This window comes from Novosphingobium sp. BF6 (assembly GCF_058273105.1).
In genome coordinates this window covers 1,332,107-1,349,062 of record NZ_CM177776.1, presented here as the reverse complement: position 1 = coordinate 1,349,062, position 16,956 = coordinate 1,332,107, and the positions used below count along the sequence as shown (strand labels likewise).

Here is a 16,956-nt window from a genome sequence, read left to right as displayed (position 1 = left end):
CGGCGCGTGACGAATTTTTTGTCTGAGTAATTCGAGGTCGAGGAAATATCCGGAAAGCACACAGCAAAAAGGGCGCAGGTTTTGACCTGCGCCCTTCAAGACAGCTTTTGCGTGATCCGGCTATGTGGCTTTACAGGACCTCTATCCGCAAGGCTGCGGTATCGTCGTGCTTTCCCGAACGGTGATCGGAGCACTTTTGGGAGCGAGCACTTCCCACTCCTGGACGGCCAGTGCCGCGTGGGTCTTGCCGTCGGTCGAGGCGTCCATCACCGCACGCAGGCAGCGCGTGGTGAGCTTCGGGAAAGACACTTGCTGGAAGGCATCGGTGGCCGTGCCATAGGCGCTCGCGCCCGGCACCCGCTTCCAGCCCTTGGCCGCCCAATATTCCAGATGCCACTTTGCAGGCGGCGCGACGCCCACACCCGAACCTGCGGGCTGGTCGTTCCAGAACCGGATGCGCGAGCCGTCGATCGTTACCGGTTTGTCCCAGCGATACTCGATCCACTGGCGCGGCGGATTGTTCGGCGACCAGCTTCCCCACATGTCGGGCGGCAGCGGCGCCTGCTTGACCACACCGTTGTTGAGCGCCTTGATCCAGAACTGCACCGGCACCGGGTCGTTCGACGCGGTTGCCCAGGCCGAGCGCGCGATATTGCGGCTCGGTGCCTGCGGCGGTTGCGGGCGCAAGGTCGGTACGACCGTGCGGATAAGCGCGGGGCTGACGCTGTCGTCCCACTCCATCTGGTCGACCGCAACGCTGCGGCGGAAATGGCCGCCGTCTTGCGCGTCCGCCGTGTGATAGACCATGTACCACTGGCCCTTGAACTCCACCGCGCCAGGATGGGAGGTCGTGGAAGAGACCGGCTTCAGCGCCACGCCCCGGTAGGTCCATGGCCCCATCGGCGAAGGCGCGGTGCCGTAGGCGATGCAGGCGTGGTAGACCGCAGGCGTGCAGTCCGAGGTCGGACCTGCCTTGTTGCCCGCATAGAGCATGTAATACGTGCCCTTGCGCTTCATGATCCACGGCGCCTCGAAGAAGCCGGTGAGACCGGTGATGGTCTGTTCCGGCCCCTTGGGCGTGATCATGTCGCGCGCCAGTTCCATGCCGCGCATCTGGCCGAAAGTGCCCCAGTACAGGTAAACCCGACCGTCGTCATCGATCAGGATCGTCGGATCGATGTTCTGGATGTCGTTGGCGACGGGCACTTTCTGCGAGACGATCGGCCCCGAAGGATGCGCGTCCCGCCACGGGCCGACAGGGCTGTCCGCCACGGCCACGCCGATGGCGAAACGGTCCTTCGCGTCGCTGTCCTTCTCCATGACCGGGGCGTAGAGATAGAAGCGCTTGTCGGGTCCCTGGATGATCTGCCCGGCATAGGCCCTTGCCGGTTCGGCCCAGGCGAAGACGTTCTCGGGCTTGAGGAACGCGGGATAATGCGTCCACGTCGCGCCGTTCGGGCCGGGCGTGGGATCATCGGTCCGCAGCAGTTGCCAGTCCGGCATGATGAAGTCGTTGACGTCGGGCGCGGCCATGTCGTGGCCGGTCAGGATCCAGAACTGCCCGTCGGCCACGAAAGGCGCGGGGTCGGCCGAGTAATAGTCGCCGTCCGCGAGGATCGGATTGCCCGGCACGGTGATCTCCCGTCCGGTCGGGGCAGCGGACTGCTGCGCCGAGGCGGCCGACGCGAATGCGCCGGCCGCCAGGATCACTGCGAGCTTATTCCTCATCGGGGTACGGACCCTTGCCGCCATCCTTGATGAGCTGATCGACGCGCTGGTCGATCAGGGGCAGCGGCACGCCGCCGAGTTCCAGCACCGCATCATGGAAGGCGCGGATGTTGAACTTCGGGCCGAGCGCGGTTTCCGCCTTCTTGCGGGCATCGACGAAGGCCAGTTGACCCATGTAGTAGGACAGCGCCTGACCCGGCCAGGAGATGTAGCGATCGACTTCGGTCTCGATCTCGTGGTCGGACAGCGCGGTGTTGTCGCGGAAGTACTGTTGCGCCTGCTCGCGGGTCCAGCCCATGGCATGGATGCCGGTATCGACGACCAGACGCGAGGCGCGCCAGGCCTGATAGCTGAGCATGCCGAAGCGGTCGTAGGGCGTCTCGTACATGCCCATGTCCTCGCCCAGCGCCTCGCAGTAGAGCGCCCAGCCCTCTCCATAGGCGGAGAGATAGGTGTCGCGGCGGAAGGCGGGGAGGTCCTTGTTCTCCTTCGCCAGCGGCATCTGCATGGCGTGGCCCGGTGCGGACTCGTGCAGCGTCAGCGCGACTTGCGAGTAGAACGGACGGCTCGGCAGGTCATAGGTGTTGACGAGATAGATCCCCGGACCGCCGCGACCGCCGGTGTAGAACGGTGCGATGTCGTCCGGCACCGGCTTGATGGCGAAGCGGCTGCGCGGCATGTGGCCGAAGAACTGGTCCGCCTTGCCGTCGAAGGTCTTGGCGATCCAGGCGGCGCGGTAGAGCAGCTCGTTCGGGGTCTTGGGATAGAACTGCGGATCGGTGCGCAGGAAGTGCAGGAAGGCCTTGAGGTCGCCCTTGAACTCGACCTGTCTCATCACTTCGGCCATCTGCGAGCGAATGCGCGCCATTTCGCTGAGGCCGATCTGGTGGATCTGCTCCGGCGTCTTGTCGAGGGTGACGAACTCGGAGATCTTCGACTGATAGTAAGCCTTGCCGTCCGGCAGGTCATAGGCCGCCAGCGTCTTGCGCGCACCCTTCTCATACTCGTTGCGCATGAAGGCGAGCAGCTTGACGTGCGCGGGCACGACGCCGTCCGAAATCAGCTTGCGGGCCTCGGTGCGCAGCTTTTCCTGCTCGGCGGCGGGGATGGTCGAAGGCAGCTTGCGGAACGGCTCGTAGAACGGCGAAGCCTCGACCGACTTGGCCTGCGTCACCAGTTCGATACCCTTGTCGCGCCCGGTGAGCGTGACTTGCGGGCCGGTGAAGCCGCGCTTGAGGCCCGCGCGCATGTTCTCGATCTGCTGGTCGTAGTAGCGCGGGATTTCGCGCAGCATTTCGAGGTAGTTGTTAGCTGCCGCCTTGTCCTTCAGTGGATTGCGCGCCCAGTCGGCGAGATCGCCCCAGAAGCTGGTGTCGGCGTTGAAGGGCTTTTCGTAATCGCGGAACCGCTGCGATGCCAGCAGCGCATCGACCTGGCCCTTGTAGACCGCGAAGTTCACGCGATTGGCGGGCGAGAGCTGCTTCTGGTCGATGGCGGCAAGCTGGCCTTCCACCTTGGTCCAGCAGGCGAGGCGGTCGGCCTGCGCCTTGGGGCCTAGGTCCGGCAGGACGATCTTGCTGTCCTTGGGCGTATCCTCGCAAGGGCCGACCTGCTTCTGGCGCCATTCGTATTCGGCGGTATAGATCGCCTCGAAAGCCTGATCCGCGGTCTGCTTCTTGGAAACTTGCGCGGCGGGAGCGGCGACAGCCGAAACCGCAGGCGTGGCGACCAGTGCGGCACCGGCCAGCATCATGGCCCGGCCAACCGAATTCTTCACGTCATTTCCCCTTTCGAGAACCTCGATAATGTCCTGATGGAGCTTCGCCGGAATGCGCAGCCCCTCCTTGTCGGAGCGCGCCCGCGCGATCAGGCGGCGCGATCCCGGCAGGCGGGCGCCCTGCCCTTCGATCATGTCGAACATGGCCTCCGCGCGGCGCAAATGTTCGTCCACGCCCGCGCCGAGGAAGCCCGCCGGATCGATGGCGATGATGAACTCGCCGCCGATCGGAGAACCACCGCGATCCTGATCCGCCGCCATCGATTCCGCGCTGGTCATGTCGCCGATCAGCGGCCCCGCCAGCAGTTCGACCATGGCCGCCAACGCCGAACCTTTGTGCCCACCAAACGTGCGCATCGCGCCGTCGAGCACCGCCTTGGCGTCGCTCGACGGATTGCCGTCGGCATCGTAGCCCCAGTCGAGCGGGATTTCCTTGCCCGCGCGGCGGTGCAGTTCGATCTCCCCGCGCGCGACCGCACTGGTGGCGAAGTCGAACACGAACGGTGCGCGATCTGGACGCGGCCAGCCGAACGCGATCGGATTGGTGCCGAACACCGGCTTGGTGCCGCCCGCAGGCGCCACCCACGAATGGCTCGGCGTGAAGGCGAAGGCAACGAGGCCCTGCTCGGCCAGCGCCTCGACCTCGGGCCAGAGCGCGGCGAAGTGCACCACGTTGTTCAGCGCCATCGCGGCAATGCCGAACTTGCGCGCCTTCTCGACCAGCAGCGGCATGCCGCGCTCGAACGGCAGCTGGGCGAAGCCGCCCTTGCCGTCCACGCGCACCAGCGCCTGCGCCGGTTCGCTCACTTCGGGCACCGCATCGGGCACCACCACCCCGCGCTCAACCGAATTGGCCGCAACGAGGAGCCTGTAGAGCCCGTGCGAGGTACAGCCGTCCCGCTCGCCCGACACCATGGTGTGGGCGACGGCGGCGGCATGGTCGGGCGCGAGGCCCCAGGCTTCGAGCACCGTGCGGGCGAGTTCGTCCGCTTCGGCAATCGTCAGGGCAACGTCTTCACTCAAGGACTTGCTCACTTCTTGGCGGTAAACAGACGCACGCCGAAGACCGGACCGGCCGAGGTGCGATCATGCGGCACGAAGCGCACCTTTACGCTGCTCTTGCCCTTGGTAAGCGCCTCGGGCAGCGGATAATCGATGTCTAAGAACTTGCCCGGCGCGTCGTTGTCGAGCTTCTGGGTGGCCACCAGCACGTTGTCGACGAGGATGTCGAACACGCGCGAGCGCTCGCTGCCCCAGTAGCTGGCCTGAAGCAGCAGCGGACCGGGCTTCACCTTCATCTTGAACTCGAAGTAGCCGCCCGAGCGGGCATCGCGTCCATTGCGACCGCGATAGGAGACCGGGTAGGAGATTTCCGAGGTCAGTTCATGGTCGCGCTCGGGCTGCATTTCGCCAAGGTGCATGACGTCGATCGAGCGGGCGGCCAGGTCCTTCTGGCGGGCCTGTTCGGCAAGGAAAGCGGCCTCCTCGCTCTTCCAGCCGCTCTCCGTGAAGCGCTTGAAGTAGACGGCGCTGCGGCGGTCGTACTGGCTATAGAACGGTGCGAACATGCGGTCGCCCGGACGGATGATGCCGGTGGTCTGGTAGCGGGGGCGATCCGAGACCATCGGCGCGAAGGCGGCCAGCGGGTTGTCGCCGACCATCGCCGGTTCGACGCCGGTGAACTCCATCTCAGCGGGACCGAGATCCGCCGCCATGACCATCGGTCCGCGCACCACGGCCACCACGTCCTGCGAGCCTTGCGCGGTTTCGAGGCGCAGTTCGAGCGGCAGGTTCAGCGCGATCACGTCGCCCTTCTTCCAGCGACGATCGATCACCACGTAGCCGCCGACCGGGGTCGAAGGCACAGGCGCGCCGTTGACGGCAACGGTCGCCTTGCCGTTCGACCAGCCGGGAATGCGCAGCGCCACGGCGAACTTGCCCTGCTTCACCGCATCGAGCGTAATCTTCACGTCCGACTTGAACGGATACTCGGTGGCGATGGTGAAGGCCGCGCCCTTGGCCTTCCACTGCCCGGTCGAGGGGATGTAGAGGTTGACGAAGAGCGTGTCGCCGCCTTCCCAGAAGATGGAATCGCCGTGCTTCGAATGGCTCTCCATGCCCGAGCCGACGCAGCACCAGAAGGCCTCTTCGCCCGGACCGGAATAGCCGCGCGGCGCGCCGCTCATCATCGGCGTCATGTAGGTAAAGCCGCCGGTTTCGGGATTCTGCGCCGACATGACGTGGTTGAGGTGCGCACGCTCGTAATAGTCGAACAGCGCGCCGTCCGGCTGCCACGAGTAGAGCTGACGGGTCAGCTTCAGCATATTGTAGGTGTTGCAGTGCTCACAGGTCGATTCCGTGAGGTGCAGCGCGACGGTGTCGGGCTCGAAGAAGTATTCGCGGTCGGCATTGCCGCCGATCACGTAGCTGTGATGCTGGGTCACGCGCTCCCAGAAGAAGCGGGCGGCGCGGCCGGGCTCGTCCTTGCCGGTCAGTTCATGGATGCGCGCCAGGCCGATCAGTTTGGGCACCTGGGTATTGGCGTGAAAATTGGAGAGCTTGTCCTCCTGCGCCACCAGCGGATCGAGCACCTTCTTGTCGTAAATGCGCTCCGCCACCTTGAGCCAGCGCAGATCGCCGGTCTGGGCGTAGAGATCGGCGTAGCTTTCGTTCAGACCACCATATTCGCAGCCCAGCAGTTCCTGCATCTGCTTGTCGTCGAGCGCGGCGAAGACCTTCTCGAAGTAGCCGCCGAGGCCGATGACGACCTGAAGCGCCTTGGCATTGCCCCAGGCGGCATTGATGTCGAGCAGGCCCTGGAAATACTTGTGCACGGTATAGAGCGGCGACCACGATCCGTTGAGGTCGAACCCGCCCGACTTGATCTCGCCGCGCATGACTTCGGGGAAGATTTCCTGCCCGTCGACGACCTTGCCGTCCTTGGTCTTGCGACCAAGCGCGCCGATGTAGCCGTTCGTGCGCTTCGCCTGACACTCGGCCAACTCGTCAACGATATAGTCGGCGCGGCGGCGGCATTCCGGGTTGCCGGTCTGCTGCCAGGCAAGCACCAGAGCGGTCATGTAGTGGCCCAGCGTGTGCCCGGCGATCGTGTCCGATTCCCAGCCGCCGTAAATCGGCGCCTTGGGTTCGAGACCGGCGTACTTGCGGAAGTTGTGCAGGAAACGATCGGGGCTGAGCGACATCAGGTAGTCGACATTGACTTCGACGGCGGTCGCATAGTCCGACGGCGCGAGACGCACGTCGGTCAGCGGCAACGGCTTGGCCTTGATCGGCAGCTTGGACGCAATGACGGCGGCGAAGCCCTTGAGGGGAACAGAGCAAATGGCAAGCGCCGCCACGCCCGCCATCCATTCGCGCCGATTGGCCTGCATTCCAATAACTCCTATCGAATATCGTATACTGTATTGATAGAAGTCAGCCTCTCGAAGTCAATAGCTACTTTGTAACGGTGCCGTCGCAAACCTAGCGACGAAGCGCGACCTGGGTGTCGGCATGGGCCAATTCGATAAGGGTAACCATCGCCTTTCGCGCCTTGCCCGGATTGCGATCGGCAATCTGGGCATAGAGCGCGTGATGCTCCGGCATCGGATCGCGCGGACTGTCCTGCATGCCGTGCTTGATTGCAGTGGTCGAGGCGATCGCGGTCGAGATCGAATTGGAGAGCGCCAGCAGCATCTCGTTGCGTGTCGCCTCCATGAGCAGTTCGTGGAAGCGGATATCGGCAGCTCGGCCCTTGGGGCTGGTGAGCGTATAATGCTCCATCGTGTCCAGCGCATTGGCCATGTCGATCAACTGCCCCTCGTCCCGGCGCAGGGCTGCCATCTCGGCTGCCTGCGGCTCCACGACCATGCGCAGCTCGAACAAGTCGCGCAGGAATTCGTCACTGGCGCCACACTGGATCTGCCAGGACAGTACATCGGGGTCGAGCAGGTTCCACTTGCGGCGCTCGTTAACCCGCGTCCCCGCCTTGGGCCTGCTGGAGACCAGGCCTTTGGCCGTAAGCATCCGAAACGCCTCGCGCAGGACCGAGCGGGATACTCCGAGTATTTCCGCGTGCTCGACTTCCGCCGGAAAGACATGGCCCTCCAGATATTCCCCACTCACGATCTGCGTCGCCAGCCGCTGGGCCACCGCATGGTGCAGGCGTCCGCTCAACAGGGGCAGCATTTCAGAACCATCACCCGATCCGTTTACGGCCATTGTGCTCTCTTTCGTCATCGCGTCTGGTCTGTATCAAGAATAACGCTCTGGCTAGTCCAGAAAAGCGCAGATCATATATCGTATATTCTTCTTGACGATAACGCCAGTGCGCGCCATGACCAAGACGTTCTCCCGAAATAACCGATGGACCGCAGCCGTGAGCGCTTCGCATACCTCCCTGTCGAAATCCATCAGCCTGCTTGCTCTCGCCTGGGCGGTTACCGCAGTGGTTCCGGCTCATGCGCGCGAGGCCGCTCCGCGTACCGCCATCGCCCAGCCGAGCATCGACCAGCGCTATGCCGCCGCCGACAGCTTCCTTGGCAGCGCGCTCGGCGATCTGATCGACAATGCCGATATCGCCCCGCGCTTCGTCGAGGGTGGCCTGTTCTATCGCACCGGCAATCGCCTCGACCAGCGCTACCAGTTCCTCGACCTGAAGACCCAGCAGGTCCGGCAGGTCACCACGACCGCCGCCCTGCTCGCCGCACTGACGTCTGCAAAGGGCGCTCCGGTCGCTCTCGACGATGCGCATATCGCCGAGGTGGAATACGATCCGGCGAAGAACGAAGTCCGCTTCCATGCTTTCGACGGCGCGCTCTGGGCCATGGATTCCGCCGGAAAGGCCGTTCAGGTCGAGGCAGCCGACCACCAGGAACTCGACCTCCCCTCGCCGGACGGCAAGACGAAGATCGTTGCGCGCGATTACAACCTTTACGCGGTCGATATCGCGACGGGCCGCGAAGTGGCCCTCACCACCGACGGCACGCGCGAGCAGCCCTATGGACGCTCCATCCCGCAGCTTTCGGATATCCTGCGCGAAGGCACCGAGGAACCGGCCATGCCGGTATCGGCGCAGTGGTCGCCGGACGGGCGCTATCTGCTGACCTGGCGGCTCGATACGCGTGACGTGAAGAAGCTCTCGATCACCCAGCAGAACCCGCCGGGCAGCTTCTACCCCCGCAGCTTTACCTACATCTATCCGCTGGCCGGCGCCGAGAAGCTGCCGCAAGCCGCGCGCCTCGTGATCGACGTCAGGGACGCGATGAAGAAGGGCAAGGCACGGATCGTACCGATTCAGGTGCCCTCGGAATCCATCCTCTACCCTTCGCCGCCGGACATGGGCTGGCTGGACGGCAAGATCCGCATGCTCTGGACCGAGCGCGGCTACAAGCAGCAGGCCGTCTACCTTGCCGATCCGGCGACCGGAACCGCGAAGATCATCGCGCACGAGGCGGTCAAACCGGTCGTCACCGTCACCTCCAGCATGATCTTCCCCTCGCCCGAACTCGGCGGCGAACTCTCGATCTCGGAGCGGAGCGGCTGGGCGCAGCTCTATCTCCTCACGCCCGACGACCCGGACGGCGGCAAGGCGCTGACCACCGGCGCATGGGAAGTCCTCACCGTGGATAACGTGGCCGAGGACAAGTCCTCGCTCGTCGTGACCGGCGTCGGCCGCGAGGCGGCTCGCAATCCCTACTGGCGCGCACTCTACCGCGTTCCGGCCAAGGGCGGCGCGCTCACCGAACTGACCCCGGAGCCGCTAGACCACAACGCCTCGGTCTCGCCGGACGGCCAATGGATCGTCGACCAGATGTCCAGCCCGACCTCGCCGACCCGCGCCGTGCTGCGCGACGGCCAGACCGGGCGCATCGTCATGGAACTGGCCAAGGCCGACGACAGCCGCCTTCTCGCCGCCGGCTACACCCAGCCCGAGCCGTTCAAGGGCTTGGCGGCGGACGGCACGACGCCGATATACGGCATGATCTATCGCCCCGCGCACTTCGATCCGAAGCGCCGCTATCCGGTGATCGACAACGTCTACACCGGCCCGACCACCACCGACGTTCCCGCCACCTGGAGCGATGCGCGGCGCGTTTCCGGCAATAGCGTGGCGCAGATCGGCGCGATCGTCGTCATGATCGACGGCACCGGCACGTCCCGTCGCGGCCAGAAGTTCCGCCTGCCTGCCTTCCAGAACCTCGGCGAAGTCGGCCTCGACGATCACATTGCGCTGATCCGGCAGATGGCCGCGAAGTATCCCTATATGGACGTGACCCGCGTCGGCGTATTCGGCGGCTCGGCGGGCGGCTACGACACCGCGCGCTTCGTGCTGCGCCGCCCGGACTTCTTCAAGGTGGGCGTCTCCTCCTCGGGCAACCACGACCTCCGGCTGGACAAGACCTGGTGGCCGGAAGTCTCGATGGGCTATGCCGACGAGGCGACCTGGGAGCACAATTCCAACATGTCGGTCGCGGGCCAGCTCAGGGGCCACCTGCTGCTCGTCCACGGCGATATCGACGACAACGTGCCGGTCACCGAGAGCTATCGCCTCGCCAAGGCGCTGATGGATGCCGGACGCGACGTCGACCTCATCGTGATGCCCAATGCCACGCACAACGTCTACCGGCCCTTCTTCTGGAAGAAGCTGCGCGACTATTTCACCCAGTATCTGCTCGGCGAAACGCCGCCTGCCCTCGGCCCCGTCAAGGCGGCCGCTCCTGCTGCTCACGCAGCCACCAAGTAAATCCCGCGAGGACCTGAAATGAAGCGTCTCCTGAAGCCCTTGCCGCTGGTCGCCCTGGTGCTCGGCACTCTCCCCGCAATGCTGCCGACGACCATGGCCTATGCCGAGGAAGGCGAAGCGCAGAAGCCGAAGCCGGTCTATCCGCCGATCAGCAAGACCGAGATGCAGACCCCGACCTTCGATCTCGCGCTGCGGGCCGACACCCAGACGCTCGCCCACCTCTCGCCCAAGGGCAACACCGCCTTCGACTTCGTACCCGCAGGCCGCGAACCCGAGCGCGCGGGCGACGGCTACGTCCACATCGGCGATATCCATATCCGCCTGAAGACCGCCGGTTCCGGCTGGCAGGACTTCTCCTCCGCCCATGCCCGCAAGCAGATCGCCGCGCTCGCGGGCGGCAATGGTGTGCTCGCCGCCGCCGATATCACCGCCTCGATGGGTGCAGGTATCCCGCTGCGCGTTGAGCGCCGCTGGGTGAACGAGGCGGGCGTGCTCGCCATGCGCTTCACCCTCGTCAACACCAGCAGCGCGCCCGTCGAGATCGGCGGCCTCGGCATGCCGATGGTGTTCGACAACATCATTCTCGACCGCGATCTCGACCAGGCCCATGCCGAGGCGAGCTTCGTCGATCCCTATGTCGGCCGCGATGCGGGCTATCTTCAGGTCACCCGCCTCAACGGCCAAGGCCCTGCCCTGCTCGTCCTGCCCGAAAAGGGCACCCCGCTCGAAGCCTATCGCCCGATCATCGAGGCGCGCGCGGCGAAGGACGGCGACATCTTCACCGACAGGAGCCAGCGCAGCCAGGTCTCGGAAGGCTTCTACGACTGGACCGTCGCCAGCAAGGGCTTTGCCGAGAAGGAATGGGCGAAGGCAGGCCAGCAGTGGAACGAGCCGACCAGCATCACGCTTGCACCGGGCGAAAGGCGCACCATCGGCCTGCGCTTCGTGACCGCGCCCGACATCCGCAAGATCGAGGACACCCTCGTCGCCCAGAAGCGCCCGGTTGCCGTGGGCATTCCCGGCTACGTGGTTCCCACCGACCAGACCGCCAGCCTCTTCCTCAAGACGCCGAGCAAGGTCGCGAAGATCGAGTCCTTCCCCGCAGGCGCGCTCACCGCGACGTCCGAGAAGAGCGGAACCGGCTGGGCGCGCTATCAGGTCAAGGCCTCTGGCTGGGGTCAGGCCCGCCTGACGGTGACTTATGCTGACGGCCAGAAGCAGACTGTCAGCTACTACATCACCAAGCCCCTCGAACAGGTCATGGCCGACATCGGCCACTTCACCACGACCGACCAGTGGTTCGAAGGCAAGAATGACCCCTTCCACCGCAGCCCTGCGATCCTCTCCTACGACCGCGAAGACAACAAGATCCTCACGCAGGACGGCCGCGTCTGGGTCTCGGGCATGAGCGACGAAGGCGGCGCCGGTTCGTGGGTCGCGGCAATGATGAAGCAGCTCGACAATCCCAGCCCGGAAGAAGTCGCCAAGCTGGAGCGCCTCGTCAACGAAACCGTGCTCGGCACGCTTCAGGTCAAGGACGGCCCGCAGGCAGGCGCGGTCAGGAAAAGCATCTTCTATTACGATCCGGTCGAGTTCCCGAACTACTACGACCCCAAGATCAACTGGAAGAGCTGGACCGCCTGGTCGAAGAAGGATTCGGACGATCTCGGCCGTTCCTACAACTATCCGCATGTCGCCATCGGCCACTGGGTGCTCTACCGCCTCGCCCGCGACAACCAGGGGCTGGTCAAGCAGCACGACTGGAAGTTCTACCTGGAGTGGGCCTACCGCACTTCGGTCGCGATGATGCGCGATGCGCCCTACTATGCGCAGTTCGGCCAGATGGAAGGCGATGTCTTCCTCGACATCCTGAAGGACCTCAAGCGCGAGGGCCTGACCGCCGAAGCCACCGAGATGGAAGGCCTGATGAAGGGCCGCGCCGATCACTGGCGCACGCTCAAGTTCCCGTTCGGCAGCGAAATGGCCTGGGATTCCACCGGCCAGCCCGAAGTCTACGCCTGGATGCGCTATTTCGGCTATCAGCCGCAGGCGGACGAGACGCGCGAAGTCATCCTCGCCTATGACCCGACGATCCCGAGCTGGGGCTACAACGGCAATGCCCGCCGCTACTGGGACTTCCTCTACGGCGGCAAGGTCTCACGCATCGAGCGTCAGATCCACCACTACGGCTCGGCGCTGAACGCAGTGCCGCTGTTCGACGCCTATCGCCAGAACCCCACCGACCTGCACCTGCTGCGCGTCGCCTACGGCGGCATGATGGGCGGGATCACCAATATCGACCAGCAGGGCTTTGGCTCGGCGGCGTTCCACTCCTGGCCCGACATGATGAAGTGGGACGTCATCACCGGCGACTACGGCATGGGCTTCTACGGCCACGCCATCACTTCGGCGAGCTATGTCGTGAACGATCCGCAGTTCGGCTGGCTGGGCTTCGGCGGCGATCTCACTGCCAAGGCCGGCAAGGTCCATATCGAACCAAAGGACGGCGCCCGCCGCCGCCTCTTCGTCGCCCCCGCCGGTCTCTGGATCACGCTGGAAGCGGGCCGGATCAGGAGCGCCGACTACGACGCGAAGAGCGGCAAGGTGGTGCTCAAGCTAGACCCGGCCTCGGCCACCGCGCCCAGCGCGCGCCTCCTGTTCGAGACCACGACGGCAGGCGGCAAGACTTACGGAACCGACACCGGCACGGCGGATCGCGGCGGCTATGCCATCGCGCTCGGCTCCGGCGAGACCGCCGTCACGCTCAGCCCGCGCTGACAATGAAAGCCCTGTTTCAGGCTTCGGTGCTGGCAGTGCTCCTTTCGGGAGGGGCCATTCCGTCAGCACCGGCGCTTGCCTCCCCGGTCACCGGCTCCACACCGAGTGCGGCCTGCGTGGCCGGGGACTGGAAGGTCGCCGCTACGGACCCATCCGACGCCGCCAATTCCGCGCTGCCGCTCCAGATGGAAAGCAAACACTTCGCGCTCCACTGGAAGCCCGGCACGGTGGAGCCGGAAGTCGCCAAGGCGGCCACGAAGCACCTCGAATATGTCTGGAACTACTTCCTCGGCACGCTGAAATTCCCCGAGCCGCATTGCGGTTCGGCGGAGAAGTTCAAGGTCAATGCCTATATCGGCGTGGGCTACGGCCTCACCGGCGGCGCCGACCAGCTTGGCCACATGGGCATGTGGATCGACCCTGCCGCGCTCAAGGACCGCTTCGGCCTTGCGCATGAGCTGACCCACGCGTTGCAGGCCGCCACCGGCCGCCTGATGGACTCCCCCTTCACCGGCTGGCTGTTCGAAAGCCACGCCAACTGGATGACCGTGCAACTGCCGGAATTCCGCGAGAACACCCATTGCTCGGTGCTGCTCAAGCAGTACCCGCACCTCTATTACGGCTCGACCCGGACGCGCTACTGCAACTGGCAGTTCCTCGAATACCTGAAGGACACCAAGGGCTTCGAAGCGGTCAATGCGATCTGGCGCACCGCGCCCGGCAAGGACGATCCGGCCCGCCTCACCGCCGATCCCTTCAGCGTGCTCCAGCGCAACATGGGCTGGACGCAGGACCAGCTCAACGACACCTTCGGCGACTGGGCGCTCCACAGCGCCAACTGGGACTACACCAACCCGAACGGCAGCGACCAGGGCGCGGTCTTCCGCCGCAACTACGGCAGTTACGACCAGACTACCGACGCGGGCATCCTCTCCGCCACGGTGCTCGACCCCATCGATCCGAAACGCCGCCGCTTCGCCGTGCCGGAACTGTGGGCGCCGCAGCGCTGGGGCTACAACGTGATCAAGCTGCATGCCGATGCCGGACGGGATCGCGTGACCGTGACCTTCCGCGGCTTGGTCCAGCAGACGAGCGCTGTCGCTTCCCTACCCGGTCTGGCCGACGAGCCAGAGACGATCCCACCACCCGCCTCCGATTGGCGCTGGGGCATTGTCGCAGTCGACGCGGACGGCAGGAGCCGCTACACCCCGCTCCAGCGCGGCGCCAAGGGTGCGGCCTCGATCGCGGTCCGGCCCGGCGACACCGGCCTCTATCTCGTCGTCATGGCCACGCCCTCGCAGATGCAGAAGATCCGCTGGGACCAGCCCTGGTATTCGATCTATCGCTATCCATGGATGGTCCAGTTCGACGGCGCCCTTCCCGACGCGCCAGCGCCCATTCCCGGCGGCCATCGCCATCCCAACGGCGGTGGCTGGGTCGGTCCCTCGGCCAACGTTGCGGCCAGCGCCTATGTCGGCCCTTATGCCCGCGTGATCTCCGGCACCGTCTCCGGCAAGGCGCGGATCGAGGACCACGCCGTCGTGCTCGACAAGGCGCAAGTGCTGGACGATGCGGTGGTATCCGGGCTGACCGTGCTGCGCGGCGATACCGTCCTCAAGGACAAGGCCCATGGGGCAACCGCCATGCTCGGCATCGGCGAATACGAGAAGGGCATCGTCCTTTCGGGAACAGCCCGGAACATCGGCGACGTCGAGCAGCGCGGCGGCTCGGCATCGCGCGGGGTGTTCTACGGCTTCGTCGATCCGGAGACGGTGAAGGACCGGGCCCACGGCGCCGACCTCGCCGCGCCGGTGCCCGAAGTCACCGCTAAACCGGTCTATCGCTGGATACCCTGAGCACCGGGAAACCGCAGCAACACGGAGAGACCCGGCCGGTTGTCGGCAAAGACGATCCGCGCGCCGTGGACCTGTGCGATGGCGGCGACCATGCTGAGGCCCAACCCCTCGCCCGGAACGCCCGCCGAGCCTTCCGCCCGGTAGAACGGCTCCGTCACCCGCGCGAGGTCGGCCAGGGTCAGGCCGGGACCGTTGTCGGACACCGCCAGCAGCAGGTCCCCGCCCTGCCGCCCGGCTCGCACGTCCACCCGGCTACCGTCCGGCACATGCTTGAGCGCATTGTCGAGCAGGTTGGACATGGCCTGGAACACCAGATCGAGATCGAGGTCCGCCACCAGTGGCCGCCGGGCATCGAGCACGAGATCGATCCCGCGCCGCTCTGCCTCGGGCTGATAGAATTCTACCACGTCCTCCAGCAGTTGCACGACATCGATGCGCTGGATCTGCGCGACGGCCCTGCCGCCTTCGAGTCGCGAAATGCGGATCAGCGCCGCGAAGATCTGCCGCAGCCGGTTTGCCTCGACGATAGCCTCGGAGACGGCATGGCGTGCTGCAGGGTCATAGTCGAGATCGTGCTCCAGCACTTCAAGTTTTCCGGCAAGGCGCGCCAGCGGCGTGCGCAACTCATGCGCCACATTGTCCGACACCCGACGCACCGCCTCGAACAGGCTCTCGATCCGCGAGAGCATCAGGTTGAGCGTGACGCCGAGGCGGTCGAAGTCGTCGTTCGTGCCGCGCACCTGCACGCGGCCGGACAAGTCGCCCTCCATCACCTGGAGGGCGGTAGAGGCCACCATGTCGATGCGCTTGCCGATGGCGCGGCTCATCAGCCAGCCCCCGGTCAGTCCCAGCGCCAACGTGCCGCAGAGCAGCCAGATCGCCCCGGTGCGCAAGAGGTCCTCGTCATCGACGATGTCCTGCACGTCGCGCCCCACGATCAGGCGCCCGCCGTCCGGCATGGCCCGGTCGCGGACGATGGCGGAATGGTCGATCTCGAACCCGTCCACGAAGCGGTCGGCCTCAATGACCGTGAGGCCCCTGCCGGGCCTGGGCGGCCAGCTCGGCAGGTTGGCCGAGACGGTCTCGCCATCGGGGGCGACGAGGACATGGAACGGAACCCGCGCGGCAGGGCGATGCGCCCGGCGTTCGAGCGCGGCCTGTGCAGCGGCGATGCCCGACCGGCGATAGACCGCACCGATCTCACCCGCCTCCGCCTCGACGCGCGCGCGAACTTCCGCCATCGGCCGCGTCACCCGCCACCAGTAGCCCGCGCCGAACAGCACCCCGACCGACAGGCTGAACAACGCCGCGTAGGTCAACGCCAGCCGGAACGAAAGGCTGCGCAGAAGGCGCGTCATCGCCGGATCACTCCGCCCGCATCACGTAGCCGAGACCCCGGATCGTGTGGATCAGGGGCGCCTCGTCGTCCTCGGTGATCTTCTGGCGCAGCTTGGAGATATGCTGGTCGATGATATTGGTCTGCGGGTCGAAATTGTAGTCCCACACGTTTTCCAGCAGCATCGAGCGCGTGACCACCCGCCCGGCATTGCGCGCCAGATAGGCCAGGATGCGCAGTTCGCGCAGGGTCAGGTTAATGCGCCGCCCCCCGCGCGAGACGACATGGGCGACAAGGTCGATCTCCAGATCGCCCACCCGCAGGACATCGCCCGGCTCGGCCACGGCGGCGCCCCTACGGCCCAGACTGTCGACCCGCGCGAGCAGTTCGGACATCGCGAAAGGCTTGGCCATGTAGTCGTCGCCGCCTGCGCGCAGGCCGCGGACGCGCTCGTCCACGTCGCCCAGCGCGCTGACGATCAGAACCGGCGTGGTGTTCTCCGTCGCGCGCAAAGCCGCCAGCAGCTTGAGCCCGTCGAGCGAGGGCAGCATGCGATCGAGCACGATCACATCGTAAGTCTCGCAAGTGGCCTGGATCAGCCCCTCGCGCCCGTCGGCCCGGTGATCGACGAGATGCCCGGCCTCGCGAAGGCCCGCCGCGACATGAGCGGCCAGGCTGGCGTCGTCTTCGACAAGCAGGATCTGCATAAGGGGCGGTTCCGGCACGACATTACGAA

At 65.5% G+C, this 16,956-nt stretch carries 9 protein-coding genes; 3 read left to right on the top strand and 6 right to left on the bottom strand.

Annotated elements, in window-relative coordinates; all coding sequences use genetic code 11:
• Nucleotides 1–141 precede the first annotated feature (141 nt).
• The 4 genes from AC4D6D_RS21150 to AC4D6D_RS21135 form a co-directional block, all read right to left on the bottom strand.
• Complete coding sequence (locus AC4D6D_RS21150) at nt 142–1,728, bottom strand: family 43 glycosylhydrolase (protein WP_491327495.1); 1,587 nt, start codon at nt 1,726–1,728, stop codon at nt 142–144.
• Complete coding sequence (locus AC4D6D_RS21145) at nt 1,718–4,528, bottom strand: DUF885 family protein (RefSeq protein ID WP_491327494.1); 2,811 nt, start codon at nt 4,526–4,528, stop codon at nt 1,718–1,720. The genes AC4D6D_RS21150 and AC4D6D_RS21145 overlap by 11 nt, the downstream gene beginning before the upstream one ends.
• An 8-nt stretch (nt 4,529–4,536) precedes the next feature.
• A complete protein-coding gene (locus AC4D6D_RS21140) occupies nt 4,537–6,897 on the bottom strand; it encodes a beta-L-arabinofuranosidase domain-containing protein (RefSeq protein WP_491327493.1) in 2,361 nt (786 codons plus the stop codon).
• A 91-nt stretch (nt 6,898–6,988) separates the two neighbouring features.
• Nucleotides 6,989–7,726: a FadR/GntR family transcriptional regulator gene (locus AC4D6D_RS21135; protein WP_491327492.1), complete on the bottom strand. Its 738-nt coding sequence runs from the start codon at nt 7,724–7,726 to the stop codon at nt 6,989–6,991.
• 157 nt (nt 7,727–7,883) lie between these two features.
• Here AC4D6D_RS21135 and AC4D6D_RS21130 point away from each other — a divergent pair, with 157 nt between their 5' ends.
• The 3 genes from AC4D6D_RS21130 to AC4D6D_RS21120 are packed head-to-tail and all read left to right on the top strand — an operon-like array spanning nt 7,884 to nt 14,884.
• Complete coding sequence (locus AC4D6D_RS21130; protein ID WP_491327491.1) at nt 7,884–10,250, top strand: S9 family peptidase; 2,367 nt, start codon at nt 7,884–7,886, stop codon at nt 10,248–10,250.
• A gap of 18 nt (nt 10,251–10,268) precedes the next feature.
• Entirely contained in the window at nt 10,269–13,028 is a 2,760-nt protein-coding gene (locus AC4D6D_RS21125) for a DUF5695 domain-containing protein (protein ID WP_491327490.1), read from the top strand.
• 2 nt (nt 13,029–13,030) lie between these two features.
• The gene (locus AC4D6D_RS21120; protein WP_491327489.1) at nt 13,031–14,884 is read left to right on the top strand and encodes an Svx/AvrXca family virulence/avirulence protein; all 1,854 of its coding nucleotides are present in this window, start codon (nt 13,031–13,033) and stop codon (nt 14,882–14,884) included.
• Here the strand turns inward: AC4D6D_RS21120 and AC4D6D_RS21115 are convergent.
• Together AC4D6D_RS21115 and AC4D6D_RS21110 are read right to left on the bottom strand one after the other, a co-directional pair.
• A complete protein-coding gene (locus AC4D6D_RS21115) occupies nt 14,866–16,242 on the bottom strand; it encodes a sensor histidine kinase (protein WP_491327488.1) in 1,377 nt (458 codons plus the stop codon). The two genes, AC4D6D_RS21120 and AC4D6D_RS21115, sit on opposite strands and share 19 nt — an antisense overlap.
• A 7-nt stretch (nt 16,243–16,249) precedes the next feature.
• A complete protein-coding gene (locus tag AC4D6D_RS21110) occupies nt 16,250–16,927 on the bottom strand; it encodes a response regulator transcription factor (RefSeq protein WP_491327487.1) in 678 nt (225 codons plus the stop codon).
• Between the last annotated feature and the right edge of the window lie 29 nt (nt 16,928–16,956).

Excerpts from the sequence above, each read along its gene's own strand:
- AC4D6D_RS21110 (WP_491327487.1), bottom strand. The coding sequence starts at position 16,927 with ATGCAGATCCTGCTTGTCGAAGACGACGCCAGCCTGGCCGCTCATGTC.
- AC4D6D_RS21150 (WP_491327495.1), bottom strand. The coding sequence starts at position 1,728 with ATGAGGAATAAGCTCGCAGTGATCCTGGCGGCCGGCGCATTCGCGTCG.
- AC4D6D_RS21125 (WP_491327490.1), top strand. The coding sequence starts at position 10,269 with ATGAAGCGTCTCCTGAAGCCCTTGCCGCTGGTCGCCCTGGTGCTCGGC.
- AC4D6D_RS21140 (WP_491327493.1), bottom strand. The coding sequence starts at position 6,897 with ATGCAGGCCAATCGGCGCGAATGGATGGCGGGCGTGGCGGCGCTTGCC.
- AC4D6D_RS21115 (WP_491327488.1), bottom strand. The coding sequence starts at position 16,242 with ATGACGCGCCTTCTGCGCAGCCTTTCGTTCCGGCTGGCGTTGACCTAC.
- AC4D6D_RS21120 (WP_491327489.1), top strand. The coding sequence starts at position 13,031 with ATGAAAGCCCTGTTTCAGGCTTCGGTGCTGGCAGTGCTCCTTTCGGGA.
- AC4D6D_RS21135 (WP_491327492.1), bottom strand. The coding sequence starts at position 7,726 with ATGGCCGTAAACGGATCGGGTGATGGTTCTGAAATGCTGCCCCTGTTG.